The sequence below is a fragment of the Thalassospira sp. TSL5-1 genome (assembly GCF_001907695.1).
In the GTDB taxonomy this organism is placed as follows: Bacteria; Pseudomonadota; Alphaproteobacteria; order Rhodospirillales; family Thalassospiraceae; genus Thalassospira.
On sequence record NZ_KV880638.1, the window covers coordinates 390,124 to 410,562 of the forward strand.

Annotated in this window: 19 protein-coding genes; 10 read left to right on the plus strand and 9 right to left on the minus strand. The window is 55.0% G+C overall.

Going from position 1 to position 20,439, the window contains the following annotated elements; genetic code table 11:
• Positions 1–36: 36 nt before the first annotated feature.
• The 6 genes from LF95_RS11315 to LF95_RS11340 all read right to left on the minus strand — a co-directional run bounded on the left by LF95_RS11315 (position 37) and on the right by LF95_RS11340 (position 5,494).
• A complete protein-coding gene (locus LF95_RS11315; protein ID WP_073955250.1) occupies positions 37–444 on the minus strand; it encodes a MerR family transcriptional regulator in 408 nt (135 codons plus the stop codon).
• A gap of 104 nt (positions 445–548) precedes the next feature.
• Complete coding sequence (locus tag LF95_RS11320; protein WP_073955251.1) at positions 549–2,243, minus strand: long-chain-fatty-acid--CoA ligase; 1,695 nt, start codon at positions 2,241–2,243, stop codon at positions 549–551.
• A gap of 96 nt (positions 2,244–2,339) precedes the next feature.
• Positions 2,340–3,626 (minus strand): OmpP1/FadL family transporter, encoded by a 1,287-nt coding sequence (locus LF95_RS11325; protein WP_073955252.1) that lies wholly within the window; start codon positions 3,624–3,626, stop codon positions 2,340–2,342.
• A gap of 54 nt (positions 3,627–3,680) precedes the next feature.
• Complete coding sequence (locus LF95_RS11330; protein ID WP_073955253.1) at positions 3,681–4,334, minus strand: DUF6134 family protein; 654 nt, start codon at positions 4,332–4,334, stop codon at positions 3,681–3,683.
• Positions 4,335–4,370: 36 nt separating this feature from the next.
• A complete protein-coding gene (locus tag LF95_RS11335) occupies positions 4,371–4,670 on the minus strand; it encodes an SCP2 sterol-binding domain-containing protein (RefSeq protein ID WP_073955254.1) in 300 nt (99 codons plus the stop codon).
• A gap of 218 nt (positions 4,671–4,888) precedes the next feature.
• Positions 4,889–5,494, minus strand: coding sequence for an RT0821/Lpp0805 family surface protein (locus tag LF95_RS11340; RefSeq protein WP_073956201.1), 606 nt, complete (start codon positions 5,492–5,494; stop codon positions 4,889–4,891).
• 136 nt (positions 5,495–5,630) lie between these two features.
• Here LF95_RS11340 and LF95_RS11345 point away from each other — a divergent pair, with 136 nt between their 5' ends.
• The 6 genes from LF95_RS11345 (at position 5,631) to LF95_RS11375 (ending at position 11,958) form a co-directional block, all read left to right on the plus strand.
• On the plus strand, positions 5,631–5,927 hold the full coding sequence (locus LF95_RS11345) for a hypothetical protein (RefSeq protein WP_073955255.1): 297 nt from the start codon (positions 5,631–5,633) through the stop codon (positions 5,925–5,927).
• 501 nt (positions 5,928–6,428) lie between these two features.
• On the plus strand, positions 6,429–7,073 hold the full coding sequence (locus tag LF95_RS11350) for a LysE family translocator (RefSeq protein WP_073955256.1): 645 nt from the start codon (positions 6,429–6,431) through the stop codon (positions 7,071–7,073).
• 136 nt (positions 7,074–7,209) lie between these two features.
• The gene (locus tag LF95_RS11355) at positions 7,210–8,493 is read left to right on the plus strand and encodes a CynX/NimT family MFS transporter (RefSeq protein ID WP_252509737.1); all 1,284 of its coding nucleotides are present in this window, start codon (positions 7,210–7,212) and stop codon (positions 8,491–8,493) included.
• A gap of 485 nt (positions 8,494–8,978) precedes the next feature.
• A complete protein-coding gene (locus LF95_RS11365; RefSeq protein ID WP_073955258.1) occupies positions 8,979–9,887 on the plus strand; it encodes a heme/hemin ABC transporter substrate-binding protein in 909 nt (302 codons plus the stop codon).
• Positions 9,884–10,990: a FecCD family ABC transporter permease gene (locus LF95_RS11370; protein ID WP_083607647.1), complete on the plus strand. Its 1,107-nt coding sequence runs from the start codon at positions 9,884–9,886 to the stop codon at positions 10,988–10,990. Before LF95_RS11365 ends, LF95_RS11370 begins: the two co-directional genes overlap by 4 nt.
• Positions 10,987–11,958, plus strand: coding sequence for a heme ABC transporter ATP-binding protein (locus LF95_RS11375; protein ID WP_073955259.1), 972 nt, complete (start codon positions 10,987–10,989; stop codon positions 11,956–11,958). Before LF95_RS11370 ends, LF95_RS11375 begins: the two co-directional genes overlap by 4 nt.
• Here LF95_RS11375 and LF95_RS11380 read toward each other — a convergent pair.
• Entirely contained in the window at positions 11,945–13,672 is a 1,728-nt protein-coding gene (locus LF95_RS11380) for a globin-coupled sensor protein (protein ID WP_073955260.1), read from the minus strand. The two genes, LF95_RS11375 and LF95_RS11380, sit on opposite strands and share 14 nt — an antisense overlap.
• A 110-nt stretch (positions 13,673–13,782) precedes the next feature.
• Positions 13,783–14,721: a transcriptional regulator GcvA gene (gene gcvA, locus LF95_RS11385; protein ID WP_073955261.1), complete on the minus strand. Its 939-nt coding sequence runs from the start codon at positions 14,719–14,721 to the stop codon at positions 13,783–13,785.
• Positions 14,722–15,149: 428 nt separating this feature from the next.
• Between gcvA and LF95_RS11390 the strand changes: the two genes are divergently transcribed.
• The 4 genes from LF95_RS11390 (at position 15,150) to LF95_RS22955 (ending at position 19,642) form a co-directional block, all read left to right on the plus strand.
• Positions 15,150–16,337, plus strand: coding sequence for an NAD(P)/FAD-dependent oxidoreductase (locus LF95_RS11390; protein ID WP_073955262.1), 1,188 nt, complete (start codon positions 15,150–15,152; stop codon positions 16,335–16,337).
• A 121-nt stretch (positions 16,338–16,458) separates the two neighbouring features.
• Complete coding sequence (locus LF95_RS11395; protein WP_073955263.1) at positions 16,459–17,760, plus strand: aspartate aminotransferase family protein; 1,302 nt, start codon at positions 16,459–16,461, stop codon at positions 17,758–17,760.
• Positions 17,761–17,841: 81 nt separating this feature from the next.
• Complete coding sequence (locus LF95_RS11400; RefSeq protein ID WP_073955264.1) at positions 17,842–19,341, plus strand: L-piperidine-6-carboxylate dehydrogenase; 1,500 nt, start codon at positions 17,842–17,844, stop codon at positions 19,339–19,341.
• Positions 19,342–19,474: 133 nt separating this feature from the next.
• Complete coding sequence (locus tag LF95_RS22955) at positions 19,475–19,642, plus strand: hypothetical protein (protein WP_168173696.1); 168 nt, start codon at positions 19,475–19,477, stop codon at positions 19,640–19,642.
• Between the two features lie 70 nt (positions 19,643–19,712).
• Here the strand turns inward: LF95_RS22955 and LF95_RS11405 are convergent, their stop codons facing one another.
• Entirely contained in the window at positions 19,713–20,321 is a 609-nt protein-coding gene (locus LF95_RS11405) for a superoxide dismutase (protein WP_073955265.1), read from the minus strand.
• Positions 20,322–20,439 lie beyond the last annotated feature (118 nt).

A 20,439-nucleotide genomic window follows, 5' to 3' on the forward strand; every position in this document is an offset into this window, starting at 1 on the left:
CTTCCTTCCTGAGCGTTTCTGCTATCCGGCGCGGTTTCATTCCGCATCCGGATCGAGTCCTTTTTCTTTGAGTGCATCAATCGACTGTTGTTCGATTTCGCGTAATTCGTCGAGGGTGACATCCAGCGCCTGGCGCTGTTCGGTCAAATCCTTTATCCGGTGGCGTACCTGGCCCAGCAGCATGCGGATCTGTTCGCTTTGGGTCGGGTCTGCGGCATAAAGATCCAGATAATCTGCAATCTCGCGCAGGCTGAAACCCAGCCGTTTGCCCCGCAAAATGATCAGCATTCTGGCCCGGTCTGCCCTTGTATAAACCCGGGTGCTGCCGGCACGTTGCGGCGAAACCAGCCCTTTTTGCTCATAGAACCGGATGGTTCGCGGGGTGACACCCAAATCCTTTGCCAGTTCCGGAACAGTGTAGATTCTGTTGTCTACATTCGGCATTTCATGGCCCTATTGGTACATTATTTTATCTATACGTCAACAAGTTTACGTTAACGTCATTTTGATTTTTCTTTTGTGTCATTTTTGGCATTTGCCAACGTCAATCATGCCTTTTTCGCCGATTTCAGGCGTTCTTCGTCGACCAGTTCTTTTTTGGACAGCTTGCCGACCATTGTTTTGGGCAATTCATCGCGCAATTCGATTTCGCGGGGCATTTCGATGCGAGAAATTTTATCATCCAGAAAACTGCGCAGGGTATCGGGTGTTATGGCGTCGCGCTTGGCGGTGTCTTTTAGGCGAACAAATGCTTTGGGTGCCTGGCCGCGATAGGAATCGGGCACGCCGATGACGGTAACTTCGGCAATATCGGGATGCAGATACAGCGCTTCCTCAATCGCACGAGGATACACGTTATAGCCGCCGCACATGATCACATCTTTTAATCTGTCGACCAAAAACAGATACCCTTCTTCATCGCGATAGCCGACATCGCCGGTTGCCAGCCAGCCATCCTTCAGGCAGGCGGCTGTTTCGTCGGGGTTTTGCCAGTATCCGGCCATCACCTGCGGGCCCGATACAAATAATTCGCCCTTTTCGTTATCCGCGACAACACGGGTTTTATCGTCCAGCGACCGTATCTCAACCCCGGCACCTGGCATGGGAATACCAATCGAGCCTTCCTTGTTGGTGCCCAATATCGGGTTGCAGGTACAAACCGGGCTGGCTTCGGACAGGCCATACCCTTCGACAAGTTTGGCGCCTGTCAGGTCTTCAAACTGGTGTTTGACTTCAACGGGCAGCGGCGCACCGCCTGAAATGCAGCAGCGTACCGATGAAAGGTCGTATTTAACCGTTTCGGGGGAATTGTTAATCGCGGTGTAAATGGTTGGCACACCGGGAAAGATGGTGACTTTTTTACGATCCAGCGCCTTTAACAGGGCTTCCAGTTCAAACCGGGGCTGCAAGACCATTTCGGCACCCAGATTGATCGATGTATTGAGCGCGACCGTCATGGCAAAGACATGGAAAAACGGCAAGACGCACAAGGTCACTTCCTGCCCCGGGCGGGCATTGGGCATCCAGCGGCTAAGCTGTTCGACATTGGCGCTTAAATTGGCATGGGTCAGCATCGCCCCTTTGGGGCGGCCGGTGGTGCCGCCGGTATATTGCAACACCGCCAAATCATCGGGGCTGGTATCGCAGGGTTTTTGCAAAGGCGGGCAATTGGCCAGGCGCGAATAGGGAATATTGCGCAAATCATGCGGCACATCGGCCAACTCGCTGCGTTTGAACAGCGAAAACAGAACGCTTTTAACGGCCGGTAAAATGTCGCTCATTTCGCAGACGACAATGCGGCGCAGGCTTGTCTCGTCCAGGCAGGCCGCGACTTTGGGATAAATCTGTTTCAAATTCAGCGTGACCATGATCCGCACACCGGAATCATTGATCTGAAAGGCAATTTCGCGTTTGGCATAAAGCGGGTTGAAATTGACAACCACACCGCCGCATTTCAATACGGCATAGTAACAAACCACGTAATACGGGGTATTGGGCAGGCACAGCCCTACCTTGTCCCCTTTGCGCACGCCAAGCTGGTGAAACCCTTCGGCCACTTTGTCGACTTGATCGGCAATTTCGCGATAGTCATAAATACGCCCCAGAAAATCGATGCAGGGCCGATCACCATGTATCCGGGCGGATTCATCAAAAATATCATGGATCCGGCGCGGTTTAAGGGGCGTGACCATGTCAACACCTGGCGCGGCGGCAGAGGCTTGTTGGACGTTCATTTGGATCATTTGCGTTAACTCCATTACGTTAACGTCACTTTCGGGGCAAGGAAAAGCCGGCACGGTGCGTTTCACGCGGAAACGACCGTACCGGTATATATAGGATCAGAATTGGAATCTTGCTTGCAGGGCGATGATATCAACCTTGGACTCGTAATCGCCTGAAAACGTGTTGCCAGAGGCGTCTCGTAAATTGACATGGGCTTCTTTGCCAAAAATATGCGTATAGCCCAGGCTTACATCGGCCCAATTGTTGACTTTGTAAGACGTGCCAAGAGATACCCAATAACGGTCGGAGTCCGGCAAACGTACCGTGCGATGGTCGGTTTTAACCGGTGTCTGATCATAGGCGACACCGCCGGTAAAGGCCCAGTTTTCGTTATACTGATACCGCGCACCGATGCTGGCGAACCATGCACTGCTCCAGTTATAATATTCCGACGTCGAGGTAACTGTGCCGCCTAGGTTGGAAATATTGCCACTGTAATTGAATGTCAGGTTTTTAAGCGCCGTCCAATTTGTCCACTGGGCATCCGCCATGACCGTCCATTTTTCGCCAATATCCTGGGCAATGCCGAATGTTGCGTATTCAGGCGTTGTGACTTCGGCAGTGGCAGACCGGTCATTATAGGCAGCTGTCGACCCAAATTTGATATCGCCTTTCAAATGCTGGGTCACTTCGGAGGTGTAACTGGCCCCAATGCGGGTTCCCGGGATGATTTCCCAGTTCATGCCCGCCGACCAACCCAGCGCCAGATCATCCCCCTGTACATCCGAGGCGGCTTCGGTGCCAGCACCTGTGACGACGGCCTTTGACAGGCGTGCATCCATATATTGAATTTGCAGACCGGCACCCAGCGAAAGGCCGTTATCAAAACGATAGGCAAAGGCCGGTTTGACGTTGGTGGTTTTAATATCGGACGTCGTACCAAAGAACCGTCCGGCAAAGTTGCCGTCATAGTCTGTCACCAGACCCCAGGGGGCGGTTATGGAAATACCCATATTCAGGTTGTCGTTTAGTTTCCATACCGCATGGGCATTCGGTATAAACGCATCCTGCGCCATGTCGCCATAGTCAGTCCGCGAGACATTCTGACCAAAGGGTGCGGTTGCCTTGGCATTTTTCAGGGTTGATTTCGGCATGACCAGCGTTCCGCCAACACTATAGGTGCTGTGGTCAAACTGGCCGATATTTGCCGGGTTATAGAAAATGGTCGAGGCATCCTGTGAGGAAGTGGACATTCCGGCAAAGGAAGATCCCTGCAAAGTGCCGCTGACTTCGCGAAGCTGATAGCCAGATGCCTGTGCTTGCCCGCTCAATGTCATTGCAGCCATGAAAGCGGTAGCCGAAACTGCCGCGCCAAGGCCGGCCCTGTTCAACGTTTTTTTCATTTGTTTCTCCCTAGAAACGAACTGTGAATTCAGGCTTTTGCCCGGTTTTCGGCCTTAATTGGCATCGACCCTGATAAAATCGATGTCATAGCCTTTTTTCTTGAAGCTGGTTTTGAGCAGCTTGCCTTCTTTGTCGTACCAAAGGTCACGGGTAACATCCCCGGTCATCACATAATGGGTGGCCGGAACGGTTTTGCCGTCGATTTCAAGGCTGTTATCGACGGTTTTGGCGACCGACACCTTGTAAGGTGCGGCGTCAATGACGCTATAAAGGCTGGTTTTGCTGGTAACGTCTTCGCGCCATAATGTCAGGGGCCAGGCCCCGTCACATTGTTCGCGCCTGGGGACCCCTTTGCCGGCAACTTCAAAGCATTTGCCTTCATATTCGGCCAGCCATTGATAGGGGGTGCCATCATCATCGGTTTCGGCCTTTACTGAAACCAGGGCATCGTCTTTCCAGGTTTCAGTCCGGTCATGATGATAATGGAACTTTAAAAACAGAACCTGTACCGATGTTTCGGTCATCACACGGGCGGTTTGCCCGTCGCTGGTATCGGACAGGATAACCTGTTCCGACCCAATCGGTTCGCCGTCCTTGAAAACCTTGTAATTCAATGTCTGGTCGGCCATTGCCTGTGACGCGCACAAGGAAAATAAACCCAAGGTTGATGTTGAAAGTAAAAACCGGCCCAGTGTTGATTTCGGCATCCGAATCCCCCGATCCTGAAATTTGAATGTCTGACGTCAGTCAAGCCGTGACGAAAGCTTGGCTGCGATTCCCATTGATCCCTTCACCTTGAGCTTGCCCAGTGTAAAGGCGAGCATGGGATCGAGTTTGCCAGCGATCAGTTTTTGTAAATTTGCCTGGGAGATTTTCAGAATGCAGTCCGCATCTGACGGGTCTTCGTCGCTTATTTCCGGTTCTGGCCCGGTGGCATCAATTACGATGCTGCCATCATCGCCGCAATCAAAGGCGACAATGGCGTTCAGACCGCGTAATTGCGGCAGTCTGGCTTCTACGGCTTCGAGGATGCTTTTATCCACGAAATCCTCCCTGGAGCTTTGTTGGTTTTGTTTTTGTCTTTGTCTTCTTATTTCCGTAATGTAGCGCAAAGTGACGTAAAGGTAAATTGTTTTACTTCAAAGTCACTCATTACTGATTAAGGTGTTGTTTGTCCAAGGAAAATTCAACTTTTAAGGGTATTTGAGGCTGGCGCAATTTTGAATTTGCGTCAACCTGCGGAACAACAGCGCTGATAAACTTATGAAAGAAGCCGCCATGAGCCATCCGGTTGCAGGCAGGCTGTGCCCAAGGTTTTCTGCTGTGCGCCGTTGATTTTTACCGATGCGTTATATTCGCGGCAATATTGGTCATCTTCGTTTTTGAAGGTTTTGACCGGGGTAATACTATATTGCTGTTTCGAGTCGGGATTGGTCCAGGTCGCGGTCTGACCATCGGGAAGACGATCAAGCGCATAGCCACTGCAGGCCGAATCGGCTGCATCCATGCCAGACCCGATTGCATTGCCAGCCAGCATCCCGAAAATGGCACCGCCAATTGTTGCCAGAAGTTTGCCATCGCCCTTGCCAATAGTAGACCCGGCGACCGCCCCTGCCGCGCCGCCCAGAATGGCACCGATGACATCGCGGTTGCATTGCAGAACGTTACCGTTGGGCAAAAACAGGTCGCCATAGCCATCCGCGCCAAAATCGTGCCCTTTGTTATGGTGGCCGCCATCACCATGCTTGGCGCGCGCCCCATGTGCCGGGGCCCACGAGGGTGGATCGGCCTTGGCAGGGGCGGCAACAATGCCGCTAAATCCAAGCGCAAGTGTTCCGATTGCGAAACGAATATGTTTTTTCGCCATTCTTTCGGTTTCCCTTTTTGCGGATGGGTTCATTTTCCCCGTGAATCCCCCCGCCTGTTTGCTGTCCAAACCAGATTTGTTTGGCCCTGTCATTGGGGCCGACCTTGTTTCTTTAAACCGCTAAGGATGCATCATCGTGACCGTTGGCAACGACATGCCGGGGTATGCCCGGTGCGTTTTTGCGGCCTTTGATGATGCGCGGGAATTCGCCCTGCAGTTCTGTCTGTATGGGAATTTGAACGGGATTTGTGCGGTTGATAGGGCGCTGTTAGGGCGAAATGTGGCGCAAAGTCCCGATTTGATTGTAACGATGCGCAGGGTTTGCAAGCAAAACCAGAAGTTTGGTTGGGGCCGTTTATTATTTGTTGTGGCGGAGAAGCTTTTTTGGGAGGGCGTGGCGATTAATTTTGGAAAAGGAGCATTTCCTCAATAATCCAGTTACCAAACTGGCGCACCAGCGGCCGGTTCCAGCGGTGCCCGGATGAAACCAGCCAATAGGCAAACGGTGTTGGCGCACAGATATTAAAAGGTGTAATCAAATCGCCGTTTTTTGGGCATTCTGAACGATAGCCGGCCATCTCAGCATGGTTTCATGCTCGGCCATTGCGTCTTCCAACGCCAGAGAGGCATCGGAACTGCAAATTTCCGTTCTTTCAATTGGCTGCTTTACCCCGGCACTATCCAGCTAGTCCTGCCAGTCCTGGCGTTGGTTTGCCGGGTGTGATCGTGGTGGTCTGCCTGTATGGTGGGATACCGCCTTATATTGCTTGAGTTGTTGCATTTTCTTGTGATCTTCCGGATCGGGTGGCCCGTTTGTATCTGTGGGCAAGGGGGCCTATACCTCTGACGGTGGTCATTTGCGTTGAAACCGGATGCCGGGGCAGATAGCTTTCTGGCTTGAGAATGAAAAGATTAAGAATACCGGGGAAACGTTATGACGTTCGCTGCGTGGCTGTCTGTTGCCACCATTTGCATTTTGGGGGCGATGACGCCGGGGCCAAGCCTTGCCGTGGTTTTGCGCCATTCTGTCGGGCAGTCCCGGCAGGCGGGGTTTGCCTGTGCACTCGCGCATGGCGCGGGGGTTGGCTTTTACGCGGTGATGACGATGGCGGGTTTGGGCGTTTTGTTCCAGACCATGCCGGTATTTCGCGAAGCGGTCAGCATTTTGGGCGCACTTTATTTGGCCTGGCTGGCCCTCAAGGCGTGGCGCGGGGCGGGCAGTAGGGCGCGGTTTGCCACCGAAGGTCCCAATCGTGCGACCGCCGATAATATTGGCCACGCCGCGCGCGATGGCTTTATGATTGCCTTTCTCAATCCAAAAATTGCGTTGTTTTTCCTGGCGCTGTTTAGCCAGTTTGTTTCCGCCGATGCAAGCTGGACGGCGAAAATCTGGCTGGCCTTAACCGCAGCGGGTATTGATTGTGCCTGGTATTGTCTGGTGGCAATCGGGTTGTCCCATGGGGCGGTATTGCCCTGGCTGCAACGCAATTCGGGCATCATCGAACGGTTGATTGCCATTCTGTTTCTGGTCATTGCGGTGCGGGTTTTCTGGTCCATCATTCCCGTTTTGTTGGGCTAAATAACCGGCACTACGGGCCGGTTTTTGATGTCGGATCGCCCTTTATTAACACGGATATTTTAGGTCTGATTCTATGTTGTGCGCCCGGGGCCTTTGATTGCCAATCATGCGCCGCCGGACAAATGGATTTTTGACAATGCCTGATAAACATGCCTCTGCGCCGTCCTCGATGGCTGCAACCAACCTGGCGGATGATGCGACGGATGGTGGAGCGAGTGATATGCCCTTAAAGACAAGCGACCCGGCAGAGCGCGGCTTTCGCCGGTTATGGCCGCATCTCGGATTTTTGGCCGCCGTGTTGCTGCTGGCCTTTAACATGCGCGGCAGTATCGTGGTTATGGGGCCACTTGCCGAGAGGGTCGGGATCGACCTTCAGCTTTCCGGGGCGCAGCTGGGCCTGTTAACCACCATTCCTGTGCTTTGTTTCGGTATGTTATCTATTTTTGCCCCCCGTTTGGGCCAGCGTTTTGGCCTGGAGGCAACCCTGATCACGATGCTGGTGCTGGTGGCGGTGGGGCAGGGGCTGCGGGCCAGCGGGCAATATGGTGTCATGGTTATGGGCACGGTTGTTTTGGGCGCGGCGATTGCGGTGATGAATGTGCTGACACCATCCCTGGTTCGGCGCAGTTTTCCTGCCCGCGTGGCGCTGGTGACAGCCCTTTATACCTTTGTGATGTCAAGCGGCGCATCGATTGCCGCCTTTAGCGCGGTTCCCATTCGCAATAGCATGGACGGGGACTGGCGCTATGCCCTTGGCCTGTGGGCGGTGGTTGCTGTGGTTGGCTGTATATGCTGGCTGCCGATGTTGCGTTATCATCATCACGCACAAGGAACGGCAACGCGCATTTCGTTGTGGCGCAACCGTGAAGCCTGGTGGCTCAGCCTGTTTTTTGGCAGTCAGTCGATGATGTTTTATACCGGTGTTGCCTGGGTTGCGAAAATTTATCTCGATTCTGGTATGTCTGAGGCCGAGTCCGCCACCCTTCTGACGGTTTTCAATATATTTGGTATTCCGGCAGCCTTATTGTCCCCGTTGATTTATTCGGCCATTCCCAACAAAAAGCTCGCCATGACGGTGTTGCATATTCCGTTATTTATCGGCATTCCCGGTTTTGTTTTTGCCACAACCGATATGCCCTATTTGTGGGCGATTTGCCTGGGTATGGGGCAGGGCAGCATGATTAGCGTTGCCCTGACGCTGGTGGGGATGCGCGGGGCGGACCCGCAAACATCGGCCAAACTGTCGGGCATGTGCCAGTCATTGGGGTATTTGCTGGCCGCAACCGGGCCGGTTTTATTTGGTGCCTTGCATGACATTTTGCAAAGCTGGCATATCCCGCTGTTGATTTTGTTTGGTGTGGTGAGCGTGCAGTTTCTGGCCGGTTTGCGGGCGGGATCATCCGATAAAATATCGGCCTGACTTGCCTGACCTGCCTGGCACGGCGGCACGCCCGGCATATTGAGGCGGGGCGTGCCGTTTGGGTGGGGTGAAATATGCGCGAATAAAGCGGGACTAAGCGCCGTATCGATACCGAATTGATTTTCGACTTTATGATAATGATAATTAATAAAATTAATTTCGGAAATCATGCCACCTGGCTCGTCTGAAAAGGTGTGGGGATGGTCCCGCTGCTTTGATGACTGCCAGGAAATGACACCATGATGATGACCCCGACAGCCCGACTTTTGTGGCCTGCCAAAGTTTATAATGCCCGCCGTGATGATGCGCAAACCCGGTTGGCCCGGATCGTGGCGGCCCTACTCACAACGCCGTTTTCCCGGGTTTTCTCTGCGTTATTCCCACCGGTCTTTTTCCGGGTATGTTTTTGCATTTTTGCTCCGGCAAAGTTCCGGCAGGGGTGGCAATTTGCCACCTTATCCTCTCGCCGGGCGGGGGCATGAGCCATGCGGTCATATTTGCTTTTTATCGCGGCGATTATTGGTTTGCTGGGGTTGTGTTTTCCGGCCTTTGCCCAGGGCACTGCGGTTGGGCGTGCGAAAACACCGCCACAACGCATTGTCACTGTCGGCGCCCCGGCAACCGAAATTGTTTATGCCCTGGGCGCGGGCAAAAATGTGGTGGCGGTGGATATCACCAGTACCTGGCCCAAGGATGTGCAGAGCCTGCCCAGGGTTGGCTATATGCGCACCCTTGCTGCCGAGGGGATTATCAGCCTGCGGCCCGACATCATCATCGCCATTGCCGAAAGTGGCCCTGAGGCAGCCCTTGACCGGCTTCGTGAACTCGGTGTTGCTGTGGTTTTACTACCGTCCCTTAACAGGATTGAAAATCTGCCTGCGGCAATTGATGCGGTTTCGTCGGCCCTTGGCCGGGATGAGGCAGGCGCGAAATTGCGCAAAAAGGTTGAAGGCGACATTACTGCCATTCATGCCCTTGCCGGGGCAAATAACCCTGAAAAGGAGGCAAAAGGCAGGCCCGAAAACATCGTGTTCCTGATGTCGGTCGGGCATGGACAGCCGATGTCGGCGGGGCAAAATACCACGGCCAACGAAATTATTGATCTGGTGGGCGCTGAAAACCCGATGGTGGATTACGAAGGGTTCAAGCCCGTCTCGCCCGAAATTATTGCCGCCAATCGTGCCGATTATGTCCTGGTGACATCCAGCACGCTGGACCAGCTTGGCGGTATTGCCGGTTTGCAGGCCAGCCCGGTGTTCGGGTTACACCCCGCAGTTGCGAGGGGGCATGTTTTAAGTGTTTCCGCCTCTACCATTTTGGGATTTGGCCCGCGATCCGCCGATGAAATTCGCCAAATCGCCACGCGTCTTCATCAGTTTGAAGCGGACCAATGACAGGATTTGTGAACAGTTTGGCCTGGTTGTGCCGTTTTGGGCTTTTTGTCTTGCCAGGTCATCATGCCGGGTTTTCTGTTGTGCCGGTGTTGGTTCTTGCGGGAACATTGGCGGTAGTGGTTTTGTTTTCGTTGGGCATTGGCGGGGCACCGATTGACAGCGTTAAAATCATCCTCCATCTGGCCCATAAAACGGGTTTGGCGGGTTCGGGTGTTGATGATTTTACTGCCCGCATCCTGGATAGTCTGCGCCTGCCGCGCATTGTGCGGGCCGTGGTGATAGGCGGGGTTTTGGGCATAGCCGGGGCGGTCATGCAAAGCCTGTTTCGTAATCCCATTGCCGATCCGGGCATTATCGGGGTTTCGGCCAGTGCTGCTTGCGGGGCTGTCGCCATGATTGTCTGTGGTCCCGAAATTTTGGGGCGGTTTTATCCTCTGGTCGGGCCCTATGGCGTGCCGGTGGCAGCCTTTGCCGGGGCGGTTTTGGCAACGATGATGATCCGGGCGCTTTCGCGTCAGGAGGGCTATACCGATGCGGCCCTGATGTTGTTAATCGGGGTGGCGATCAATGCCATTGCCATCGCCGGGGTGGGGATTTTTACCTATCTTGCCAATGATATGCAGTTACGCAGCCTCACATTCTGGCAAATGGGCTCCGTTTCCGGCGGCGGGCAGGCAGATTGGCCCGCCCTGTTGGTGATGCTGGCCGGGGCGGGCTATTTGCTGACATTGGGCACACCGTTAAACCTGTTTTTACTGGGCGAGGCGGAGGCCCGCCATTTGGGCATAGAAGTTGAAGCCCTTAAACGACGGGCGACCATCATCACCGCCCTGGTGGTGGGGGCGGCGGTGGCGATTTCCGGGATCATTGCCTTTGTTGGTTTGCTGGCCCCGCATCTGGTGCGGTTGGTCTGCGGGCCGGACAATCGCACGGTTTTACCGGCATCGGCCCTGTGTGGGGCGATTTTACTGGTGTTGGCCGATGCGGTGGCGCGGGTCATTGTCTTACCGGCTGAATTGCCGATTGGCTTGGTCACCGGCATTTTCGGCGGGCCGTTTTTCCTGTTTTTGTTGCTGCGTGAAAAGAAAAGGCGGCGGATATGACCCTTTTGGCGCAAAATGTGTCCTTTGAGGTGCGGGGGCGGCCTTTGTTGCGGGATGTTTCGGTATCGATACAGCCCGGCGAGGTGCTGGCCGTGATGGGACCAAACGGAGCGGGAAAATCCACCCTGTTAAAGGTTCTGGCGGGGGAACTGGTGCCATCGCGCGGCTGTGTTATGCAAAATGGCCGAAATATTGCCGATATGGCGGCGATGGACCTGGCGCAGGAACGCGCGGTAATGCCCCAGGCGGCCTCGATGGTGTTTCCCTTTGCCGTGCGTGATGTGGTGATGCTGGGGCGAGCGCCCTTTCGCAAAACCTCGCCCCACTGGCTTGATCTGCGACTGGTGGATCAGGCAATGGAGCAGGCGGATATTTCCCACCTGGCCGACCATCCCTACCCTGCGTTGTCGGGCGGGGAAAAGCAGCGCGTACATCTGGCCCGCGCCCTGGTGCAGCTTTGGGCGGTTCCTGATAACCCGGGGCCGGAGGGGCAGTCGAGACACTCAGGCTTAATATATCGTTATCGAAATAAATGGGCGCAAGTCAGGAAGCTTCCATCCGTTCACGGCTCTCAGGGCCGCTTTTTGCTGCTGGATGAACCGACAGCCGGGCTTGATATCGCCCATCAACATGCCCTGTTGCACCTTGCCCGGCAGGAAGCCCGGCAGCACAATGCCGGGATATTGATGATCCTGCACGATTTTAACCAGATCACCCGCTACGCCGATAAGGTTGTTTTGCTGCGCAAGGGGGCTGTTTTTGCCAGCGGTTCCGTGGCGGATGTCATGCAACCAGACCTGTTAAGCGAGCTTTTTGAAAACCCGGTTCGTGCCGTGCCCGACCCAAATGGCGCGATCCCCATTCTGGTGGGCGATATGGCCGTTCAGACGGGCACGGTTGATGAGGCAAAAGGCAGCCGGGCTGCTGGAAATGCCCCGCTGCCTTCGCAAAGCTTCAGGGCTGGATAATACTGCGTCCTTCGGCGGCAAGTTCACCGAGTTTATCAAGGGTTTCGGCCGTGGCCGTTTCCATTTTGGCAAAATGGGCCAGCGCGGCTGGCATGTCTTTTTTGCGCCACGCGGCAAGGGCGGCCGCCCCTTCATCGTGCATGGCAATATGCGGGGTTAATACCGCCCTGAAGGCCGGAAGGTGGCGGAAAGGCTCGGCGGCGGGGCTGTCATACCATTTGCCAAACCGGCAGGTGGTGGGTTTGGTCATGCTGTCATCATGTTGGTCGGCAAGCCCTGCCAGAATTTCGGCAACCTGTTTGCAATAAACCGAATGGTCGGCCTTGGCACTGCGGATGGTGCGGTTGGGAATGTCATATTGCACCAGTTCGCTGATTTGCACGTCAATTAGCTTTTCCACATTGCCAATCACATCAATGATGCTGCGAATGGCGCTAACCTGACTGCCGGTTTGATCGGCAATATTGGCAATACCGGATTGCACCGCATCGGCAGAGCGGGTCTGTTCCGCCAGGATGTGGGAGATATCCTCGATCCGGCGGGTGGAATCGGCCATTTTATCGCCGATATCCTCGATCCGGGTTGAAACCTCGCCAATTATCTGCTGCCCGTTGGTGACGGCATCGGTGCCGCGTGCCATCGCATCAACGATATGGCGCATTTCTTCCTGCAAATTGCCAATACGCTGACGGATTTCCTCGGTCGCGCGGGCGGTTTGCTGACTGAGCGATTTTACCTCGCCTGCCACCACGGCAAATCCTTTGCCTGCTTCGCCCGCGCGGGCAGCCTCGATGGTGGCGTTCAGGGCCAAAAGGTTGGTCTGACTGGCGATATCTTCGATGGATTGAACAATTTCGCCAATCCGTTCGGAGGCTTCGGCCAAAATCCCGACCCGGTGGGAGGCATCGGAAACGGCAGTGGCGATTTCGTTCATGCCGGCAACCGCATTGGAAACGGTTTGTTGTCCGTTGCGCGTCGCGGTAATGGCTTCGGCGGCATTGGTTGCGGCAATGGTGCTGTTTTCATTAATGCTGTTTATGCCTGCCACCATTTCGTCGACCGCGCTGGAAATGGAGCGCGCGCGGTCATCCACCTGTTGCAGGCCGCGCATCATTTTCGCGTTGGAGATCACGCCGGTATTGATGGCAACCGACATATCCATCGTGCGATCCAGCAGTTTGTCGGCAAATTCGGTTTCCGACAGGGCGTTATTGTGTTGGGCCTGGGGCCGGGTCTGGTTTTGGGCTGTTGCCCTGGCGGTGCCCGGTGGGGTGAGCAGCAGGTTTAAATCAAACATCAGCACACTATTTGCCAGCGCCACCAATTCCCCCGCCTGGCCGACATTCCAGCGGAAGCGACCAAAAATGGCGGTGGTCAGGCTGTGCTGGATGCTGGCAAGGGCGGTGATGATGTGCGCGGAAGATATATGGGCGCTGGCATGCAGGGCGGCCAGTTCGGCGGCCTGATTGGTTAAGGCCTCGTCGGTTTTGCCGTTAAAAAGGCGCATCCAGTGTGCTTCAAGCTTTGAGCCCAGTTTTGTGCTGGTATCACCTGTTGGTTTGGTGCCGCCAAGATGTTCGATCATCTGGTAAAACTGTGTTGCCCGCTGTGCCATCGGGGCAAAGATCACATCTGAAATGCGCTGAAATTTAACGAAGTCTTCCGTTTCAATCTGAAACGGTGACAGATGGTTCTCCACGACCGACAAAGTCATCCCCTTTGGCTACCCCGATTGAGCAATAGTCCCGCCCGGATTGTTGTATGTGGTTGTCGGGCGGCAAAATTTTAGGGGCGGGAACCGCATGGCGCAATTAAAAACGGATTTCAGCCTGTTTGGGTCATGTGCGCCATTTTCGTTGTACCAACCGGTTGGTTGCCGCTGGCAGCCAGTAGCCAGTCGCGAAAGGCGCGCACGGCAAAGGTATTTTCCTTTTCTTCCGGGTAAACCACATAATAGGCGTGCTGGCTGGGGATGCTTAAATCAAACGGGGCAAGCAGGCGGCCGTTATCCAGTTCCTCGCGCACCAGAAATTCCGGCATTAACGCCAGACCCAACCCGGCAACAGCCGCCTGAATGACCATGTGGAAATGCTCGAATCTTGGACCGGCAAGGTCATCAACGGCGGGCACACCTGCGGCTTTTAACCAGTCCTGCCAGGCGGTGGGGCGGGTGGCGTGTTGCAGCAAGGTGCAATTGCGAATGCGGTCGCGCGCAATGGGTAAATCATCATTGTCGCGCAAAAGCTTGGGGGCGCAAACCGGGATCAGGGTTTCGCCCATCAGGCGGTGAAAGACACAGCCGGGCCAGTTGGCCTCGCCAAAATGAATGGCGATATCAATGGCTTCCTCGGCAAAATCAAACGGGCGGATTTGTGTGATCAGGTTAAGTTGAATGTCGGGCCAGGCGGTGCGAAAATCGCCCAGTCGGGGAACGAGCCAGCGTGCGCCAAAGGTAGGTAGCGTTCCGACATTGAGCATTCCGCCTTCACCGCTATAGGCCATCACCTGCAAGGTGGCGGCTTCGGCCCGGTCCAGAAGGTCGCGCACCTGGGCGGCATAGGCTTCGCCTGCCGGGGTGAGTTTAAGACGCTGGCGAATACGTCGAAACAGGTCCCGGCCCAGATATTCCTCCAGCGTCCTTACCTGTCGGCTAATCGCGCTTTGTGTCACGTTAAGTTCTTGTGATGCCTTGGTAAAACTAAGATGCCGGGCCGATGCCTCGAAAAACTGAAGGGCGGTAAGCGAGGGTAAAACGCGGCGCATCCGGGCACGTCCTTTTGCAAAAGTTCATTCCGAAATGGAATGATATGGTGCCAATATATCGTTTGCGATAACCAACGCCAAGCCCTAGCGTGTGAACGGCCCGGAAAGCGCCCTCGCGCCACCCGCGCAAGAACGAACGGCTTTGACGGCGACAAAATGGAAGAATGTGACTTACGGTCTGTCATGTTTTTCCGGTGGGTGTCGCCTCTGTCATGAAAGGGCAGTATCCTTTGCGGGATCTGCGGTTTTGCCCCACAAAACAGCATGACATGCCAGGTTTTTGCGAAGCAAGTCCGCTTTTCGGGTCGAAAGTTTCAGCAGCCTCTAGCTGCGGCTCCGCCACGGTGGGGATATAACAATAAACTCAATCCAGCCCGCAGGAACACTTGTTCATTTCGGGTTCGTTTTAATATCGGGAAGTTGGCTTTATGGGTGTGTCAAGCGATTTTTACGATGTCATTATCGTGGGTGGTGGCGTTATCGGGTGCTCGGCGGCGTGGCACCTTTTGGGACGCAGCGATTTTAAGGGCAGCGTTTTGGTGATCGAAAAGGATTCAAGTTATGAATTCTGTTCGACTGCCCTTTCTGCGGCCTCGATCCGCCAGCAGTTTTCCACCCCGATCAATATTGAAATGTCGGGCTATGGTATTGAATTTTTGCGCAATCTAAAGCGCGATGTGGACCCGGATGCCGATATTTCCTTTCATGAAAAAGGCTATCTGGTTCTGGCAACGCCCGATGGTCGCGATATCCTGCACAGCAATCATCAAACCCAGCTTGCCCATCATGCCGATATCGCCTGGATGGAGCCTGACCAGCTGAAGGCGAAATATCCGTGGATGAATGTCGATGATCTGGCGGCGGGGTGCTGGGGCCGTACCGGCGAGGGCTGGTTTGATGCCTATTCCCTGCTACAGATTTTCCGCCGTCAGGCCAAAAAACGGGGCGCGCATGTGATGGATGGCGAAGTCACCGCCATTGCCCGTGATGGCGACCGTGTTACTGGCGTAACCCTGGCCGATGGCCGCCAGTTTAGCTGCGATACGGTTATCAATGCCGCCGGAACGGGCGCAACGAAGGTCGCCCGCATGGCCGGGCTGGATATTCCGGTCGAGCCGCGCAAACGCTGCATTTTTGTTTTCGATTGCCGTGATGCGGCCGACATTCTGGCATCCTGCCCGATGCTGATTGATCCAAGCGGCCTGTATTTTCGGCCCGAGGGGGATTATTTCATCACCGGCATTCAGCCGCCTGCGGACCGGGATAACGAATGCTGGGATTTTGAAGTGGACCACAGCCTGTTTGACGAAATCATCTGGCCGGGCCTGTATCAGCGCTGTGAACGGTTCGAGGCGGTCAAGGTCGTCAATGCCTGGGCGGGGCATTATGCCTATAATCTGCTCGATCAGAATGCGATTGTCGGCCCGCATCCCGAATTGGGCAATTTCCTGTTTGCCAATGGCTTTTCAGGGCACGGTCTGCAACAAAGCCCGGCGGTGGGCCGGGGCCTGGCCGAACTGGTGGCAACCGGGCGCTATCAAACGCTGGATTTATCCGTGTTTGGCTATGAACGCATCCGCGACAATGCCCCGGTACGTGAACTGAATGTCATTTAATGTTTCGATATTAAAACAATAATTGAAAAAACCGTAAAACAGCCATTTTCTGCCGTGTAATCCATTGCTGCATACCAGCAAGGCAGGCTTGGCTTTGTTCTTTGGAATCGGAGTACGCCCCATGCCCCGCGATGATATTTCAGCCACCAGCAGCCTGAGTGCCCGTCAGAAACAGTCTGTTTCATCAGGTATTCGTACGGTGCATCCGATCTATCTGGATCGCGGGGAAAATGCCGAGGTCTGGGATTGTGACGGCAAACGTTACCTCGATTTTGTCGGCGGCATTGGGGTGCTGACATTGGGCCACCGCCACCCGGCCGTAATGGCCGAAGTCACCGCACAGCTGGAGCGTTTTACCCATAGCTGTTTTAACGCCCTGCCGCATGAACCCTATATCGCGGTGACGGACTGGCTGGCACAACATTGCCCGATCGAAGGTCCGGCAAAATCGATGCTGACCAATTCGGGGGCCGAAGCGATGGAAAACGCCCTGAAACTGGCGCGTGCCTTTACCGGGCGCAGTGCCGTGATCGCCTTTGATGGCGGGTTTCATGGCCGGACAATGGCAACGCTTTCGCTGACCGGCAAGGTCGCCCCCTATAAGGCAGGGCTGGGGGCGATGCCGGGTACGGTGCATCATATCCCGTACCCTTGCCCGGAAGCGGGTGTGTCCGATGACGATGCCCTGTCGGCGATTGATCGGCTTTTTAAAATTGTTGCTGAACCGAAATCATTTGCCGCCGTGGTGATCGAGCCGGTGCAGGGCGAGGGTGGCTTTCGCGCCTGTTCGCCTGATTTTCTCAATGGGCTCCGTCAGCTTTGCGACGCGCATGGCATGATTTTGATTGCCGATGAAATCCAGTCCGGCTTTGGCCGTACCGGCAAAATGTTTGCCATCGAACATGCCGGTGTTTGCCCCGATATTGTGGTGATGGGCAAGGGCATTGGCGGGGGCTTCCCGCTTGCGGCCCTGACCGGGGCGGAGGACGTCATGAGTGCGATGGCACCGGGCGGCCTTGGCGGGACTTATTCAGGGAACCCGGTGGCCTGTGCGGCGGCACAGGGCGTTTTTAAGGCCTTTGCCAATGATGATATTCTGGCGCGCGCCGATGCGCTGGGCCAGCGATATTGCGATCATATCGAAAAACTCCGCACCCTGCCGGGTGGGGACGTGATTGGGCGGATGCGTGGCATTGGAGCCATGCGCGCCTTTGAACTGGTCGATGGGGATGGCGCCCCGTCGCCAAAACGACTGCAAACTTTATTGCAACGGGCCCGTCAGAACGGGCTATTGTTAATGCCAAGTGGTGAATATGCCAATGTGGTGCGCCTGCTGGCCCCACTGACCATCCCGTTTGACCAGGTTGACGCGGCGTTTGCCATTATTGCGCGCCTTTTACCGGCCCTTGTCGATGTGCAATGATGTGCAATAAGGGTATCAACCAAAACGGAACGGCAAATTGGTGAAACACCCCGCCAGACCCAAAAGGAAAGGGAGCTTATCGTGAGCCATACAAAGATTTTAGCCGAACTCGGCCTGACCGATGATGTGATTTCGGGCGGAACCCTGAAGGTCCAAACCCCGGTTGACGGGTCCGAGATTGCCAGCGTGACCGAAACCGACCCGGCGGCCATGAATGACATCATTGCCAATGCGAAACGGGCCTTTGCCGAGTGGCGCCAGGTGCCGGGCCCGCGCCGGGGCGAGTTGGCCCGCCTGCTGGGTGAAGAACTGCGTGCCGCCAAGGAACCGCTGGGGCGTCTGGTGTCGCTGGAATGCGGCAAGATTTATCAGGAAGGCCTGGGTGAAGTTCAGGAAATGATCGACATTTGCGATTTCGCCGTCGGTCTGTCGCGCCAGCTTTATGGTTTGACCATTGCCTCCGAACGTCCGGGCCATAAAATGATGGAAAGCTGGCATCCGTTGGGGGTTGTCGGTGTGATTTCCGCCTTTAACTTCCCGGTTGCCGTTTGGTCGTGGAACACGGCACTGGCCCTGGTATGTGGTAATGCCGTGATCTGGAAACCGTCGGAAAAAACCCCGCTGACGGCACTTGCCTGCCAGAATATCCTGAAACGCGCGCTGGACCGTTTTGGTGATGCGCCCGAAGGCCTGCATCAGGTGGTCATTGGTGCCCGCGACATTGGCGAAGCCCTGACCGACAGCCACGATGTGGCGCTGGTGTCGGCAACCGGCTCGACCCGCATGGGCCGCGAAGTCGCCCCGCGTGTGGCACAGCGGTTTGGCCGCACCATTCTGGAACTGGGCGGCAACAATGCCATGATCGTTACCCCGTCGGCCGATATTGATATGACGGTCCGCGCGGTTGTGTTTTCCGCTGTGGGTACCTGTGGGCAGCGTTGCACCTCGCTGCGTCGCCTGATCGTGCATAAAGATGTCAAGGACCAGTTGCTGCCGAAAATTATTGCTGCTTACAAATCGGTCAAAATTGGCGATCCGCTGGCCGATGGCACCCTTGTGGGGCCGCTGATTGATGAAGACAGCTTCAACAATATGCAAACTGCCCTTGCCAATGCCAAAAAGGACGGCGGCACGGTGCATGGGGGCGATCGCACGCTGGCAACCGAATATCCCGATGCCTATTACGTGACCCCGGCGGTTGTTGAAATGCCGGGCCAGACGGAAACCGTGCGCAACGAAACCTTCGCGCCGATCCTTTATGTCATGACCTATGAAACCCTGGAAGAAGCGATTGCGCTTCAGAATGGTGTGCCGCAGGGCCTGTCATCGTGCATCTTCTCGACCGATCTTCGCGAAACCGAACTGTTCCTGTCGGCGGTTGGGTCGGATTGCGGTATTGCCAACGTTAATATCGGCCCGTCGGGTGCGGAAATTGGCGGGGCCTTTGGCGGTGAAAAGGAAACCGGCGGTGGCCGTGAATCCGGCTCGGACGCCTGGAAAGGTTACATGCGCCGCGCCACCAACACCATCAACTATTCCCGCGAATTGCCGCTGGCACAGGGCATCAAATTCGATATTTGATCCTTCCTGTTTTTCAGGATCAAGGCTTTGATCTCAGGCACCGTCAGCATTCCTGCTGGCGGTGTTTTTTTGTGCCGGGGTGTTTTCTGCGCTGTATTGTTATGAGGGTATAATCACGGGCGGGATCTGAAACGTGATGGCGGATACATGTAATAATGACGAATGTGAGGATTGGCAGGCAGAGCTGATCCGTTTGCGTTGGGATCAATTGTTTGATGGACGGGCAGAGTTGGTTGCGCATGAAGCCGTTTTGACCGAGTTCGCGCAGAGATTTGGTCTTATCGACCCCGAAACGACTTGATTTTGAAAGCAGGCACAAAAAAGCGGCCCCCGAAGGAGCCGCTTTGTGATCTGCTTCAAAGCGTTAGCGATTAGCCAGCTTTGGAATACAGTTCAGCAACATAGTCCCAGTTGACCAGGTCGTTGAGGAACGCCTTGACGTAATCCGGGCGACGGTTGCGGTAATCGATGTAATAGGAATGTTCCCAAACGTCGCAACCCAGAATCGGGGTTTCGCCCTTGACCAGCGGGTTTTCGGCGTTTGCATAACCACCCACAACCAGTTTGCCCGCGCTGTTAAGCGACAGCCATGCCCAGCCCGAACCGAACTGGCCCACACCGGCAGCGGTGAAGTCTTCCTTGAATTTGTCAACCGAACCGAAATCTTCGATGATTTTCTTTTCCAGTTCGCCGGGGATGTTGCCACCGCCATTCGGCTTCATCATCTGCCAAAATTCAACGTGGTTGTAATGCTGGCCAACCTGGTTGAAAAGCTTCGGGTTCGATTTGTCTTCATAGGTTGCCACAACCAGTTCAGCCAGGGTCTTGCCCGAAGCGAGGTTGGAACCTTCCAGCAATTTGTTGCCGGTTTCGACATAGGCATTGTGGTGCTTGTCATGGTGGAATTCGAGCGTTTCAGCCGACATATACGGTGCAAGCGCGTCATAGGCGTAGGGGAGTGCTGGAAGTTCAAGAGCCATGATACAATACCTCGAATTTCATTATCGTTAATCAGTGCGGGTCGCACAAAGCTCCCGCACCATATCCCCATTTGGTTGCTGTGTGAAAGTTAAATTGCCGTGCAACCCGTTGTTACAA

Bases quoted from the DNA above. Each gene is read 5' to 3' on its own strand.
- LF95_RS11315 (WP_073955250.1), bottom strand. From the start codon at position 444: ATGCCGAATGTAGACAACAGAATCTACACTGTTCCGGAACTGGCAAAG.
- LF95_RS11320 (WP_073955251.1), bottom strand. From the start codon at position 2,243: ATGATCCAAATGAACGTCCAACAAGCCTCTGCCGCCGCGCCAGGTGTT.
- LF95_RS11325 (WP_073955252.1), bottom strand. From the start codon at position 3,626: ATGAAAAAAACGTTGAACAGGGCCGGCCTTGGCGCGGCAGTTTCGGCT.
- LF95_RS11330 (WP_073955253.1), bottom strand. From the start codon at position 4,334: ATGCCGAAATCAACACTGGGCCGGTTTTTACTTTCAACATCAACCTTG.
- LF95_RS11340 (WP_073956201.1), bottom strand. From the start codon at position 5,494: ATGGCGAAAAAACATATTCGTTTCGCAATCGGAACACTTGCGCTTGGA.
- LF95_RS11350 (WP_073955256.1), top strand. From the start codon at position 6,429: ATGACGTTCGCTGCGTGGCTGTCTGTTGCCACCATTTGCATTTTGGGG.
- LF95_RS11355 (WP_252509737.1), top strand. From the start codon at position 7,210: ATGCCTGATAAACATGCCTCTGCGCCGTCCTCGATGGCTGCAACCAAC.
- LF95_RS11365 (WP_073955258.1), top strand. From the start codon at position 8,979: ATGCGGTCATATTTGCTTTTTATCGCGGCGATTATTGGTTTGCTGGGG.
- LF95_RS11370 (WP_083607647.1), top strand. From the start codon at position 9,884: ATGACAGGATTTGTGAACAGTTTGGCCTGGTTGTGCCGTTTTGGGCTT.
- LF95_RS11375 (WP_073955259.1), top strand. From the start codon at position 10,987: ATGACCCTTTTGGCGCAAAATGTGTCCTTTGAGGTGCGGGGGCGGCCT.
- LF95_RS11380 (WP_073955260.1), bottom strand. From the start codon at position 13,672: ATGACTTTGTCGGTCGTGGAGAACCATCTGTCACCGTTTCAGATTGAA.
- gcvA (WP_073955261.1), bottom strand. From the start codon at position 14,721: ATGCGCCGCGTTTTACCCTCGCTTACCGCCCTTCAGTTTTTCGAGGCA.
- LF95_RS11390 (WP_073955262.1), top strand. From the start codon at position 15,150: ATGGGTGTGTCAAGCGATTTTTACGATGTCATTATCGTGGGTGGTGGC.
- LF95_RS11395 (WP_073955263.1), top strand. From the start codon at position 16,459: ATGCCCCGCGATGATATTTCAGCCACCAGCAGCCTGAGTGCCCGTCAG.
- LF95_RS11405 (WP_073955265.1), bottom strand. From the start codon at position 20,321: ATGGCTCTTGAACTTCCAGCACTCCCCTACGCCTATGACGCGCTTGCA.